This window comes from Daejeonella sp., from assembly GCF_037719425.1.
Taxonomy (GTDB): domain Bacteria; phylum Bacteroidota; class Bacteroidia; order Sphingobacteriales; family Sphingobacteriaceae; genus Daejeonella.
In genome coordinates, this window is the sequence record NZ_JBBJNI010000008.1 from 23,559 (window position 1) to 37,397 (window position 13,839).

Genomic DNA, 13,839 nt, shown 5'->3' on the forward strand with positions numbered 1-13,839 from the left:
ATTCCGGTAGAAAATCGGACGTACTCTTGACCTTACCTCTAAGGCCTATTAATACTTTTCCTCTAAATACCTCGAACCTGCCCCAGGCCACGGTTCTTCATATTGAAAAATTAAGTACATTTGCAGGAATTCGATAATTAGTACAATTTGCCTATTGCTTTGATGCAAAAAATAAAGAACTTTGCAATCGAAAAGTTTTATGATAGAAAATACCGGAATGAATTTCAAATACACTGTAATACTCCTGTTTACCTTCGTGGGCATCTTATTATTTCATCCTCATACCTACGCTCAAACTACCGGGCAGGATTTAAGTAATGTTCGTGTCGACGAGTTGTCAGATGATCAGGTAAGATCTTTCATACGTCAGGTGCAGGCAACAGGCTTGGGTGATGCGCAATTAGAACAAGTAGCGCAGGCAAGAGGGATGCGTGCTGAAGAAATCCAGAAACTTCGCAAAAGGGTAGAGGCTTTGAAAGAGCAAGATAAAAATCGGGCAGCTAATCAGGATCCCAATGCGCCCCGGAAGAGTGCACGAGAGTTGAATTACGGACAAGATACAATTCCTAAAGATGTTGATCCAGCTACGGAAGCAGATAAGGCATTGCTTGAACTCCGATCAAAAATTTTTGGCGCCGATCTTTTTAGGAACTCAAATTTGACTTTCGAGCCAAATCTTAACATGGCAACCCCCAAGAATTATATTATAGGGCCTAATGACCAAATGTTAATTGATATTTACGGTAATTCCGAAGCGTCTTATAATTTAAATGTTAGCCCCGAGGGCACAATAAATGTGGAATATGTAGGTGTTATCCCGGTAGGAGGGCTTACAATTGAAGCTGCTACAGCAAGATTGCGAACCAGAATGGCCACCGTTTACTCGGGGCTACGAAATGGGAGCACTAGTCTTAATGTTGCAATAGGTAACATCAGAAGCATTAAAGTTATTCTCACTGGGGAAGTGCAGAAGCCGGGTACTTACACACTTCCATCCCTAGCAAATGCTTTCAATGCTCTTTATTCGTCCGGAGGGCCAACAGAAAGGGGTTCATTTAGGGCCATTGAACTAATCCGGGGGGGGAGGATAATAGCGGTATTAGATATCTATGACTTCCTGATGAAGGGTGAAATGACTAATAACTTGAGGCTCCAGGATCAGGATATAATAAGAGTACCTGTTTACAAATCGAGAATAGAGATTGTTGGGGAGGTTAAACGGCCTGGCATTTTTGAATTATTAAACAATGAGTCATTCGTAGATCTACTTAAATTCTCTGGAGGATTTACAGAAAACGCTTACCAGGCTCGTGTTAAGGTTCTAAAAAATACTGAAACAGAGCGTAAAATTGCTGATATTACGAGTAATCTCTATAACAGTTATATTCCGCAAACTGGCGATAAGTATTTCGTAGACAAGGTCCTCGATCGTTTTGTAAACCGGGTGAGCATTAATGGCGCAGTATTCCGACCTGGGCAATATGAACTGCAGCCAGGATTATCTCTTTCGCAGTTAATATCAAAAGCTGAGGGGTTAAAAGAGGATGCTTTTATGCAGCGCGGTTATATTACTCGTTTGCAGGCTGATGGACAAGTTCAGCTTATACCCTTTAATGTAGCAGATATCGTAAATAAGAAAGTACAAGATGTGCCCTTAACGCGCGAGGATGTAATACATATCTCGTCAATATTCGATCTGAGGGAAGAATATAAAGTTGCCATAGGCGGCGAAGTAAGGTCTCCCGGAAGTTATCCGTTTGCCGAAAAAATGACTTTGGAAGCGCTTATTCTAATAGCTGGAGGCTTTAATGAAAGTTCGTCACCTAAAAGAATAGAAGTGTCAAGAAGGGTTAAAAACAGCAACCAATCAACGGGGGCAGCCCAGACTGCCCAAGTATTCCAAGTGGATATTGCCAGGGATCTAGATTTTTCCACGCCACAATTTTTGTTAGAACCATTTGATATAGTAAACATTAGGAGTTCCGTAGGTTATGAGATTCAAAGAGAGGTGAAGATTGAAGGCGAAGTATTGTATCCCGGTAGTTATACGATTGCATCAAAAGATGAGAAATTGTCAGATCTAGTTACGCGCGCGGGTGGTTTAACAGTTTTTGCCTTTGCGAAGGGTGCTGCCTTAAAGAGAGCGGGTGCACCCCGGGCAGGAAAAAATTCTATTAATCAAACTGACGAAGAAGAGCTCCGTCTTATGAAGCTGCAGCGATTACAAGAAACTGGTCAAGTCGCTACAGACACGATTCAGCAACTAGAAATATTAAAATTAAAAAATGATTACGTCGGTATTAACCTTGAAAAAGTTTTGGAGGAGCCTGGCAGCCTGTATGATCTTAGACTCGAGGAGGGGGATGTTTTAAGAGTACCCAAACTTCTCCAGACAGTTAAAGTCAGTGGTGAAATATTGTATCCTGTTTCAACTATTTTCAATAGCGGCCGTTCGTTTAAGTATTATATATCACAAGGTGGTGGTTTTTCGAATAAATCGTTGAAGAGGAGATCGTATGTGATTTATGCCAACGGCTCAGTGAAAAGCACGAGAAAGATATTATTCTTTAATGATTATCCGAGTATAGAGCAGGGAGCCGAGCTCTTTGTTCCCAAAAAGGAGGATAGTAATCAAAAATTGACTGCCCAAGAGTTACTCGGAATTACCACTGGAATAGCTTCACTCGGTGCAATTATTTTAGGGATTTTGAATTTGACTTCAGGTCCATAATCTTTGAAGCTGTTCGATTACCAAAATACAATCTGATTACAATTATGCAGGAAAAGCAGTCAGTTTTAGAGACAACCTCCCCTAAGGATGATGAAATTTCATTAAAGGAGCTCATTTTGAAAGTGCAAGAATGGTGGAAGTACCTTTTGTCTAAATGGCTAATTATTCTAGTTACTGGTATTACAGGGGGTATTATAGGGCTTGGGGTCGCTTACTTTACTAAGCCTGTTTTTATTGCAGTTACAACGTTCGTTTTGGAAGAGGATAATGGTGGGGGTGGAATGCTCGGCCAATTAGGTGGCTTAGCCAGCCTGGCTGGACTAGATGGTGGTGGGGGGGGTGGTTTGTTTCAGGGCGACAACATCATCGAATTATATAGGTCTCGTAGCATGGTTGAGAAAACATTATTAAGCTATGTGGACCACCAAGGGAAAAGCAAATTATTAATTGATCATTACATAGAGTTTAACGATTTGAAAGAGGGATGGAATGATAGGGAAGACCTTAAAAATATAACGTTTTCACCCAATGACCATGGTAATTTTACGAGAATACAAGATAGTATACTTGGTATTACTGTAAAATCAATTAACCAATCGTACTTGTCAGTTAGTAAACCCGATAAAAAACTCAGCATTATCAAGGTGGCGGTAAATTCTAAGGATGAATTTTTTGCTAAAGCGTTTAATAATCAAATCGTTCAGAACGTGAATGATTTCTATGTGCAGACTAAGACTAAAAAAGCACTGGAGAATTTAGCGATTATTCAGCGGCAGACTGATTCTGTTCGCAACGTATTAAGTGGTGCTATTTATCAAACCGCAGCTATTGCAGATGCTACGCCAAATTTAAACCCCACCCGGCAAATATTGAGAGCTCCAGCTCAGCGATCCCAATTTAATGCTGAAGCTAACAAAGCGATATTGACTCAACTTGTTCAGAACCTCGAACTGGCGAAACTTTCTTTGCGAAAAGAAACACCTCTCATTCAGGTTATTGACCAACCTGTTATGCCGCTTGACAAAGATAAGTTCGGAAAGTTGAAAAGTATGATAATTGGAGGCTTACTCGCAGGGATACTTATAGTAGGCTTTCTCATTTCTAGAAGATTTTACAATAACCTTCTAATAAAGGAGTAACTACCTCACTTCGAAATGGTTACTCCTATTTCAAATTAATCTTGCTAGGCTAGTTCCCCTAACATAAATTCGCTATTTTTGTACTAACAACGGCTTTGAAAAGCCAATATAATTTGAAAGAATGTTAAATAATAAAGCAGTGCTCATAACAGGAGGCACTGGCTCGCTAGGTAAAGCACTCACAAGTCGAATTTTAAGTAATTGGCCGGGTATAAAGAGGTTGGTGATTTTTTCCAGGGATGAACAAAAACAATTTGAAATGGCTCAAGACTACCCAGAGCATCTTTTTCCTCAAATTCGTTTTTTTATTGGGGATGTTAGGGATCTGGAACGCATAAAAAGGGCGCTTAAGGGTATAGACTACGTTATTCATGCAGCGGCTATGAAGCACGTGCCAATTGCAGAATACAATCCTATGGAATGTGTCAAGACGAATATAAATGGCGCCGAGAATATCATCAACGCTTCTTTAGATTCGGATGTGCAGCATGTAGTTGCCCTGTCAACGGACAAGGCAGCTGCGCCTATAAATTTGTATGGGGCTACAAAACTTGCATCAGATAAGCTATTTGTCGCCGCAAACAACATAAAAGGGGATAAAGATATTAAATTTTCAGTTGTCCGGTATGGGAACGTAATGGGATCTAACGGATCAGTTATTCCCTTCTTCTTAAAAAAACGGAACGAAGGTATATTGCCCATAACGGTCGAAAGTATGACCCGATTCAATATTTCTTTAGAAGGGGGAGTCGATATGGTGCTTCATGCTCTATCTACCGCCTGGGGTGGGGAAATTTTCGTTCCAAAGCTTCCGTCTTACCGTATAACCGATATTGCAACAGCAATAGGTCCGGACTGCGAACACAAAGTGATCGGAATCAGACCTGGGGAAAAGATTCATGAAGAAATGATCACCTCTTCTGATTCGTTTTTCACTTACGATCTGGGTAAATATTATACCATTTTGCCTCAAAGTCCCAGCTGGAAAATCGATGAGTTTATTAAGCACTTTGATGCAAAAAAGGTGACTGAGGGCTTCCAATATAGTAGCGGGGATAATAAGGAGTGGGAAACTGTGAGCAGTTTGAGACAATTAATTATTGAGCATATAGATCCGCAATTTAGTGTAAATGAATAATATTGAGCTAATACCACGAATTAAAGAATTATTTGCAAAGGGTCAGAATATTATAGAATTCATAAAAGGTATAGAAGGAAGGGCGTCAAATACTATTGAGGATATCCTTATTAGTTATGATTTTCAAAGTGGCAGTTATATAGATTTTATTAATAAGAATCCGGAGTATAACGACAATTATACCTCAGCAATCGCCGAAGTATTTTCAAACCTGGGAGATTTTAACTCAGTTCTTGAAGTGGGCGCAGGAGAAGCTACTACTCTCGGGAATGTAGCATTAAAACTCAATAAGCCCTCTCTCAATTTTCTTGGTTTTGATATTTCCTGGAGCCGTATCCACTGCGGACAAACCTATCTCCGACAAATTGGAGCTGAAGCTGATCTCTTTGTAGCCGATCTTTTTAATATACCATTAAGCGACTCTTCAATTGATGTTGTATATACTTCACACTCAATAGAACCTAACGGGGGGCGGGAAAAGGAAGCCTTGGAAGAACTTTACAGAGTGTCAAAAAAATATTTGGTACTTCTCGAGCCTACTAATGAGTTTGCCAGCGAGGAGGGGAAAAGCCGGATGAAAAAGCACGGGTACGTTCAAAATTTAGCCAATGTCATCAAAGATTTAAAATATGATCTGGTCGAATACCGGTTGTTTAATGTGTCATCTAATCCATTGAACCCCACCGGTTTATATATTATTAAAAAAGAAGATACAGGTAGAGATTCTGACAGCAAATTTTGCTGCCCTTTGACCAAAAAAAGTTTGGAGGATTGCGGTGATCATTTTTTTTGTCGTGAATCGCTTATTTCCTATCCAAAGGTAATGGGCATTCCATGCTTATTTTCGTCGTATGGAATATTAACATCAAAGCATGACTGAACATATTATACCTTATGGCAAACAATTTATAACTCAGGATGATATTGATGCTGTAGTAGAGACGCTTAGTGCTGACTACTTAACTCAAGGTCCTAAGATCCTTGAATTCGAGACAGCTTTTTCAGAATATATCGGTTGCAAATTTTCTGTCGCTGTAGCCAATGGTACAGCCGCACTGCATTTATGCGCAATCGCCTTGAGTATAAATGAAGGTGATAAAGTAATCACCTCACCGATTACTTTTGCCGCGACTGCTAATTGCGTAAGGTATTGTGGAGGAACTGTTATTTTTGCTGATATAGACCCGCAAACGTATTTGCTTGATATTAACAAGGTAAAATCTTTATTGGAAAATTCTCCTAAAGGTTCTTACAAAGGAATTATTCCCGTTGACTTTGGGGGAAAGGCTGTGGATCTCGAAGCGTTTAGGAATCTCGCAGATGAACATGGGCTGTGGATTATTGAGGATGCATGCCATGCGCCTGGTGGTTATTTTAAAAATTCCCAAAATAACCTTCAAAATTGCGGTAATGGTAACTTTGCCGATCTGGCCATTTTCTCATTCCATCCGGTAAAGCATATTGCTACTGGTGAAGGAGGTATGATAACTACTAATAGTAGAGAATTGTACGACAAGCTTTTGAAATTACGAACTCACGGCATAACCAGATCTGAGGATGAATTTCAAAATTCTCGTGATTTTGCAAATGGACAAAGCAATTCTGTTCATTACCCTGGCTGGTATATGGAGATGCAGGAGCTTGGTTACAATTATCGGCTGACAGATATTCAGGCCGCCTTGGGACTAAGCCAGCTTAAAAGGGCAGAAGAAGGATTAAACAGAAGAACACTTATAGCTCGAAAATATGATGAAGAGTTCAGAAAGATGCCTGAAATTATAGCGCAATTCAATGAACTTAATCTCGTTCCTTCAGGGCACGCCTATCATCTATACCTTATCCAAACTGAAAAGAGGCTGCAGCTATATAACTATCTTAAAGAACGGAAGATCTTCGCACAGGTGCATTACATCCCTACCCATTTGATGCCTTATTATAAAGAGCTCGGATGGCGTGAAGGTGATTTCCCTTGTGCTGAGAATTATTATAAACGTTGTTTAAGTCTTCCAATGTATCCGTCCCTTTCCGATGAAGAGCAGAATTATGTTATACAGTCAATTAGAGATTTCTTTAGGGAAGTAAAATTAAATACAAACATGTTGTTAAAAGATAAATAAAAACGATTACTTGAGTTTATAATAATGAATATAAACGTTTAGTAAAGGTTGAGTAAAAATTAAGCACACAATGAAAAAATTTAACACACAGCAAGAAGAATTTTGGGCTAGCAGCTTCGGAGTAGACTATATCGATAGAAACAAAAGCGATGATTTATTGGCATCCAATCTAAATTTCTTTTCCAAATCATTAAAACAGGCCGGGAAGATTTCCTCTTGCATTGAGTTTGGAGCCAATATTGGAATGAATTTGAGAGCTTTGAAGCTTCTGTTTCCGCAGATTTCGATGAATGCGGTAGAAATTAATGAAGAGGCGGCTTCGCAATTAAGTTCCCTGATTGGTAAGGAAAAAGTGTATAGCGGATCTATTTTTGAATATCAAGCAGATACAGCTTTTGACCTTGCGTTGATTAAAGGTGTATTAATACACATTAACCCGGACATGCTTCAGACGGTTTATGAGAAATTGTATTCTGCTTCAAAAAAGTATGTGCTGATTGGTGAGTACTACAATCCTAGCCCTGTGGCAATACCTTATAGGGGGCACCAGGATAAACTTTTTAAAAGGGATTTTGCCGGCGAGTTTTTGGACAAATATTCTGACTTTAAACTAATCGATTATGGCTTTTCGTATAGAAGGGATGTTTCGTTTCCTCAAGATGACATTACCTGGTTCTTACTGGAAAAAGTCTCCCAGGTTTAATGAGTGGCCTTGAATAAGATAAATTATAATTATGAAACCATCATGAGCATGCCTTTCGCAAACCGTAATGAATATGCTCATGATAGCTTCACCATCGCAAAAAAACAAATTATACGCTGATGAAACCATCATGATTTTGCCAAATCCCACAGGGGCATGAATATTAAAATCATGATAGCCCTGCCTACCGGCAGGCAGGTTCATCACCTTTAAAAAACGAATTATATACAAATGAAAATTAAATATTGCACAAAATGCCTTTTCCCGGAAACCAAACCAGACTTAACGTTTGATGATCACGGCGTTTGTAGTGCATGCACTGCCGCGGCGGAGAAAGATGCGGGGATAGACTGGGAGGAAAGGGGAAAGAATTTCTTTGAAATAATTGAAAACTACAAAAAAAGTAGTGATGTCCCTGGTTGGGATTGCATTGTGCCTGTAAGCGGTGGAAAAGATAGCACATACCAGGCATATTATATGAAATATGTATGCGGCCTGAACCCTCTTTGTGTATGTTTCGAAACTACGATGGTCACTGAACTGGGGCAGCGGAACCTGGATAATTTATCTGAAATGGGTATTGACGTAATCCATTTCAAGAAGAACAGCCAGGCATATAGAAAAATGGTGATTGAAAGCTTCAAGCGGATAGGTGATGAAATGTGGCCGAACCACATTGGGATATTTACCATTCCTGTAATGATTGCTGTTAAGTTTAATATTCCATTAATCATTTGGGGTGAGAATCCACAGCAGGAATATGGGGGCCCCTCCCTGGAGTCCGTAAAAAACAGGGTTCTAAATCGTACATGGTTGGAGGAATTTGGAGGACTGTTAGGGAACAGGATTCAGGATATGGTTGGTGTGGATGGGATAACGCTTAAGGAGCTTACCCCTTATTTTTATCCGTCAGACGAAGATATAGAGCGAGTTGGCGTAACAGGTATATTTCTGGGACATTATTTTTTCTGGGATGCGAGAAAGCAGCTTGAAATTGTAAAGAAGCATGGGTTCTCTGTAAAGGAGGATGGTTTTATAGAGGGAACCTACACTAATTATGAAAATTTAGATGAAAAGTTAGTTGGCTTGCATGACTATCTCAAATTTGTGAAGTATGGTTTTGGTCGTGCAACCGACCACGCATGTATCGACATAAGAAACAATAGGTTAACACGAGAGGCTGCCCTGGGCCTGGTAAATGACCACGATGGTAAATATCCGAAAATTGCGATTGCTGATTTTATTGAGTATTCGGGGATGAGCCAACAGGAAATCGACGAGGTAATTGATACATTTACCAATCCCGTTCTTTTTGAGCATGATGAGAATGGGAATTTTAAAAAGGATGTAAACGGCAATCTCATTAGAACTTTTTCAGTTGAATAAATTATGGTTGCAATAATAGATTACGGAATGGGTAACGTAGCTTCTGTACAGAAGGCTATCAGATTCCTTAAGATTGATTGCTGCATAACGTCCGACTTTTCAGTAATAGAAGGCTCAACGCATATTATTTTACCTGGTGTCGGCGCTTTTTATCAGGGGATGAAAAATCTGAAAGAACGGGGCCTCATTGAACTCCTTTCAAACGAAGTCTTGCGGAAAAAGAAAAAATTCATGGGGATTTGTTTGGGAATGCAGCTTCTGGCAGAAAAAGGATTCGAATCTTGTGAGAGCGATGGTTTGGGATGGGTTAAAGGGGAAGTAGTTCGCCTGGATCCGAAATCGAAGATAATTCCACATATGGGCTGGAATAATATCGAAGTTCGCAATGATACTTTCTTCAAAGGTATACCGAACAATGACTTTTACTTCATTCATAGTTATCATTTTGTGCCGGAATCACCAGACATCATAGCGGCGACAGTAAATTATGAATTAGAATATGTGGCAAGTATCCAGCATGATAATATTTTTGCCACACAATTCCATCCTGAAAAAAGTCAAAATTCCGGCCTGGCCGTTCTTAAATCCTTTTTAACTCATGCTTAAAGTGCGGATTATACCGATCCTGACTTTCAATGGATTTGGTTTAGTTAAAACAAAGAAGTTCTCCAACCCTCGGATGGTAGGCAATCCCGTCCAGGCGGCTAAAGTTTACAATAGCAGGGGAGTAGATGAATTAGTATTTGTCGACATATTCGCATCCCGGCAAAACAGGAAGATAAATCTAAAATTAGTTGGTGACGTAATCAAGGAGTGCTATATGCCTGTTGGAATCGGTGGGGGAATAGCAAGCATTTCTGACATTAAAGATTTACTTAAAATAGGCGCTGATAAGGTGGTTATTAAAACTAAGGCTTTAACTGATGTAAATTTCATTAAGGAGGCAGTAGGATTTTTTGGAAGCCAGTGCATCACTATTTCTGTTGACGCTATTAAGAAGGAAGGCAGATATATGATCCATAATACTTTGGGATTGAGTATAGGTTTCGATGAGTTTATTAAAAAAATGGAGGAGTGTGAGGTAGGGGAGTTTGTGCTTAACAGCGTAGATAATGATGGGATGATGTCTGGTTTCGATATTGAGCTTATTGAATACGTATCGGAAAATACTAAAATACCAATTATTGCTGCGGGCGGAGGCGGCGAGCTAGGTCATTACAGCGATTTATTTACAAAAACTAGTATTGGTGCAGTTGGCTCAGCTAGCATATTTCACTTCACTCAATTTACGCCTCATGATATAAAAATGGAATTGGCTTCGAAAGGTTTCCCTGTACGCATATGATATTCAACGGAGAAGTAGGGATAATTATACAAGCTCGCATGGGAAGCACACGTCTCCCATCCAAAATAATGCTGAATGTTCAGGGAAAGCCGCTCTTTAAGTACCAGCTCGAAAGGCTAAGCTCTTTAACTTATCCAGTTTACATTGCAACTACTACCAACCCTAACGATAAAACAATAGTAGACTTTGCCATTTCCAATAATCATCGATATTTTCAGGGGAGTGAAGATAATGTATTGGAGAGATACTTTGAATGTGCCAAATTTTTTAAAATAGGGACAATTGTCAGGATTACTTCCGATTGTCCCTTAATTGACGCAGATATTATTAATCAGGGTATTAGTGAATTCCTTGAAGCGCAGAATCCACAATTATTTCTTTCTAATACGCTTGAAAGGACCTTCCCCAGAGGATGCGATTTTGAGATATTTTCCTTCGAACAGCTACAATTTGCTTATGAAAACGCAACAGAAGTTTCAGACAAAGAGCATGTTACCCCTTATATTTGGAAGAACAAATCCGGCCGAACAATTATCCGGCAGCTTAAACAAGATAAAGACTCAAGCACTTATCGTCTGACTCTCGATACTCCTGAAGATCTGGAATTGCTCAGCATATTAATCGAAAAATATAAAGCTCATACGTTGAATATGGATCAGATATGTGATGTAATGGGCAATAACCCAAGCCTTTCTCTTATTAATGGTCATATAGAACAAAAAAAAGCCTGAAAAAGAATATAACTTTTGTAACTGTTGCTACTAACAGAATTGGATTAGGTCACTTGATGAGATCATTATCGCTGGCTGATATATTAGATACGGAATTTAACATCAATTTCATAATATACGCCGAGGATAGCCGGGCTTTGGAACTTATTAAAATCAGGGGCTACAATTTGGTGCTGTTAGACAAGCTATCTGATATTGGCAGTTCGTCCACTATTTTAACGCTTCTACAAGACAAAGTGGAAATCCTTGTGTTTGATTTTTACGATATCACCAGCGATTATCAATTATCTTTTAAGAAAGAGAATTATAAAATCGTCTGTATCGATGACTATCACAACATTTATTTTTATGCGGATGTAGTAGTCAACGTTTCGAACCATGTACACAAAGACGATTATTCTTGTGAAAGTTATACCCGGTTGTTGTTAGGAACGGAATATATTATGATGAGAAGAACTTTTCTTCAAAATGCTCTTTTGCCTTGCCGTTCAGTCAAAGATATTTCTTCAGTATTTTTGAATATGGGAGGATCTGATTCACCAAATAATACATTAAAATTTTTAAAAGCGGTCTCTCATATAAAGTCTTTAAATGAGATCCATATTGTTGTCGGATTTTTATATGAACACAAGGAGTCCCTTGAAAATTATCTGACGATCAATAAGGGGCACCCTGCCACGTTTTTGTATTATAATGTGGATGATGAAGAACTGAACGAAATACTTTTGAAATGCCAGGTTGCGATATGTCCCGCTAGCGGCATTTCTATGGAAATTTCAACTATTGGCCTTGGAATGTTATCCGGATATACGGCCGATAATCAAAAGAACTTACTTACAGGACTAATAAATAGGGAATGTGCAATTAATGGAAATGATTTTAACTTGTTATCTGACGCAGATATTACGCTAGCTTTGCAGGCTATAATCGATGACCCAAAGGGAACTAACAGAATGATTAAGAATCAAAGGAAGTTAATTGATGGCAAATCTCCAGATCGGATCAGAGAAGCATTTAGATCTTTATGAAAGAATTAACATTTAGGAAGGCTAACATTAAGGATAGCGAGCTCTACTTCAAATGGGCTAATGATCCTTTAGTTCGAGAAAATTCTATACAGCAATCCTTAATTACTTACGAAGATCATATCATTTGGTTCGGCCAGAAGCTTGAGAATAAGAGTTGCCATTTTTATCTATTCTTCAATGCGGAGGAGGTACCGGTTGGGCAAGTCCGAATTGACCAATCTCCAGAGGAAACCATTATCGGACTGTCAATTGACAGCACATTCAGGGGTAAGGGTTTAGGAGCCAAGATGCTGAATTTGGCTTGCACAAACTTTCTGAATTTGTATCCTACCGAAACTATAACAGCCTATATTAAAGAAACTAACATTGCTTCATATAAGCTTTTCCGAAACGTGGGTTTTGTGGAATCTGAGAAAAAAGCATATAACAACATATCATTATTTAGGTTAACAAAGGAATATGATGAAAGATTTTAGAATCGCAAATAAAGTTGTGGGAAGGGGTTATCCTCCTTTTATTATCGCAGAGATGTCGGGAAACCACAATCAGTCATTAGATACAGCTTTGGCAATTGTAGATGCAGCTGCCGATGCAGGGGCGCATGCAATAAAATTGCAAACCTACACGGCTGACACCATGACAATTCCGGGCGCATATACCATTCAGGATAAAGACTCAATATGGAACGGAATGGAGTTGTATGATCTGTATAAAGTAGCTTACACTCCCTGGGAATGGCACAAACCTATATTTGACAGGGCACGAGAAAAAGGTATTTTGGCATTCTCTTCACCGTTCGACGAAACAGCGGTTGATTTCCTGGAGACTTTAGACGTTCCTGTTTACAAAATAGCGTCATTTGAAAATACTGATTGGCCCCTGCTCAAGAAGGTTGCCGCGACAGGAAAACCAGTAATTATGTCAACAGGTGTCAGCAATTTGACCGATATAGCTGAGTCTGTTCGGGTTTTAAGGGAGAATGGGTGTGAGGATCTGATATTGTTGAAATGTACAAGCACTTACCCTGCTAGTCCGGAAAATACCAATATTCGAACAATCCCTCATATGGCGGAGCTGTTCAATTGCCATGTGGGCCTTTCTGACCATACAATGGGTATTGGGGTTTCGGTCGGATCCGTCGTATTAGGCGCGCGGATCATTGAAAAGCACTTTACACTTGATCGGGCCGCAGGCGGAGTTGACGCATCATTTTCCCTGGAACCAGACGAGTTGAAAGCCTTGGTCGTAGAAACAGAACGAGCCTTTTTATCCCTGGGGATAATAAATTACGAGATTCTGCGAGTTGAAGAGAAAAGCCGGATCTTTAAGCGATCTGTTTTCGCTGTAGAGGATATTGCCGAAGGGGAGAATTTCACTAAATTAAATACCCGGATCATCCGGCCGGGATTAGGTTTAGAGCCAAAGTTATATGATTATTTACTTGAAAAGAAGGCAACTAAAAATATCAGCAAAGGTTCTCCTATTGATTCCTTTATGTTTTAACGATCTATAACGTGACTC

At 39.4% G+C, this 13,839-nt stretch carries 13 protein-coding genes; all 13 read left to right on the forward strand.

Translation table 11 applies throughout. The features are described 5' to 3' along the window. Positions 1-199 precede the first annotated feature (199 nt). The 13 genes from WKF69_RS02110 to pseI all read left to right on the forward strand — a co-directional run bounded on the left by WKF69_RS02110 (position 200) and on the right by pseI (position 13,821). Positions 200-2,731, forward strand: coding sequence for an SLBB domain-containing protein (locus WKF69_RS02110; protein ID WP_340379153.1), 2,532 nt, complete (start codon positions 200-202; stop codon positions 2,729-2,731). Positions 2,732-2,775: 44 nt separating this feature from the next. Next, entirely contained in the window at positions 2,776-3,870 is a 1,095-nt protein-coding gene (locus tag WKF69_RS02115; protein WP_340379155.1) for a lipopolysaccharide biosynthesis protein, read from the forward strand. Between the two features lie 121 nt (positions 3,871-3,991). After that, complete coding sequence (pseB, locus tag WKF69_RS02120) at positions 3,992-5,008, forward strand: UDP-N-acetylglucosamine 4,6-dehydratase (inverting) (protein WP_340379157.1); 1,017 nt, start codon at positions 3,992-3,994, stop codon at positions 5,006-5,008. After that, the gene (locus WKF69_RS02125) at positions 5,001-5,888 is read left to right on the forward strand and encodes a class I SAM-dependent methyltransferase (RefSeq protein WP_340379159.1); all 888 of its coding nucleotides are present in this window, start codon (positions 5,001-5,003) and stop codon (positions 5,886-5,888) included. Before pseB ends, WKF69_RS02125 begins: the two co-directional genes overlap by 8 nt. Next, positions 5,881-7,125, forward strand: a complete 1,245-nt coding sequence (pseC, locus tag WKF69_RS02130) for a UDP-4-amino-4,6-dideoxy-N-acetyl-beta-L-altrosamine transaminase (protein WP_340379161.1) — start codon at positions 5,881-5,883, stop codon at positions 7,123-7,125. Before WKF69_RS02125 ends, pseC begins: the two co-directional genes overlap by 8 nt. Before the next feature lie 70 nt (positions 7,126-7,195). Continuing rightward, a complete protein-coding gene (locus WKF69_RS02135) occupies positions 7,196-7,828 on the forward strand; it encodes a pseudaminic acid biosynthesis-associated methylase (RefSeq protein WP_340379163.1) in 633 nt (210 codons plus the stop codon). A gap of 231 nt (positions 7,829-8,059) precedes the next feature. Further along, complete coding sequence (locus WKF69_RS02140; protein WP_340379165.1) at positions 8,060-9,214, forward strand: N-acetyl sugar amidotransferase; 1,155 nt, start codon at positions 8,060-8,062, stop codon at positions 9,212-9,214. A 3-nt stretch (positions 9,215-9,217) separates the two neighbouring features. After that, positions 9,218-9,820, forward strand: a complete 603-nt coding sequence (hisH, locus tag WKF69_RS02145) for an imidazole glycerol phosphate synthase subunit HisH (protein ID WP_340379166.1) — start codon at positions 9,218-9,220, stop codon at positions 9,818-9,820. Next, complete coding sequence (locus tag WKF69_RS02150; protein WP_340379168.1) at positions 9,813-10,559, forward strand: imidazole glycerol phosphate synthase cyclase subunit; 747 nt, start codon at positions 9,813-9,815, stop codon at positions 10,557-10,559. The genes hisH and WKF69_RS02150 overlap by 8 nt, the downstream gene beginning before the upstream one ends. After that, a complete protein-coding gene (locus WKF69_RS02155; RefSeq protein WP_340379170.1) occupies positions 10,556-11,290 on the forward strand; it encodes a glycosyltransferase family protein in 735 nt (244 codons plus the stop codon). Before WKF69_RS02150 ends, WKF69_RS02155 begins: the two co-directional genes overlap by 4 nt. An 8-nt stretch (positions 11,291-11,298) precedes the next feature. Continuing rightward, the gene (pseG, locus tag WKF69_RS02160; RefSeq protein WP_340379205.1) at positions 11,299-12,318 is read left to right on the forward strand and encodes a UDP-2,4-diacetamido-2,4,6-trideoxy-beta-L-altropyranose hydrolase; all 1,020 of its coding nucleotides are present in this window, start codon (positions 11,299-11,301) and stop codon (positions 12,316-12,318) included. Further along, positions 12,315-12,794 carry a GNAT family N-acetyltransferase gene (locus WKF69_RS02165; protein WP_340379172.1) on the forward strand — a complete coding sequence of 160 codons (480 nt, stop codon included), beginning with the start codon at positions 12,315-12,317 and terminating at the stop codon, positions 12,792-12,794. Before pseG ends, WKF69_RS02165 begins: the two co-directional genes overlap by 4 nt. Beyond that, positions 12,778-13,821 carry a pseudaminic acid synthase gene (gene pseI / locus WKF69_RS02170; RefSeq protein WP_340379174.1) on the forward strand — a complete coding sequence of 348 codons (1,044 nt, stop codon included), beginning with the start codon at positions 12,778-12,780 and terminating at the stop codon, positions 13,819-13,821. The genes WKF69_RS02165 and pseI overlap by 17 nt, the downstream gene beginning before the upstream one ends. Positions 13,822-13,839: the final 18 nt, after the last annotated feature.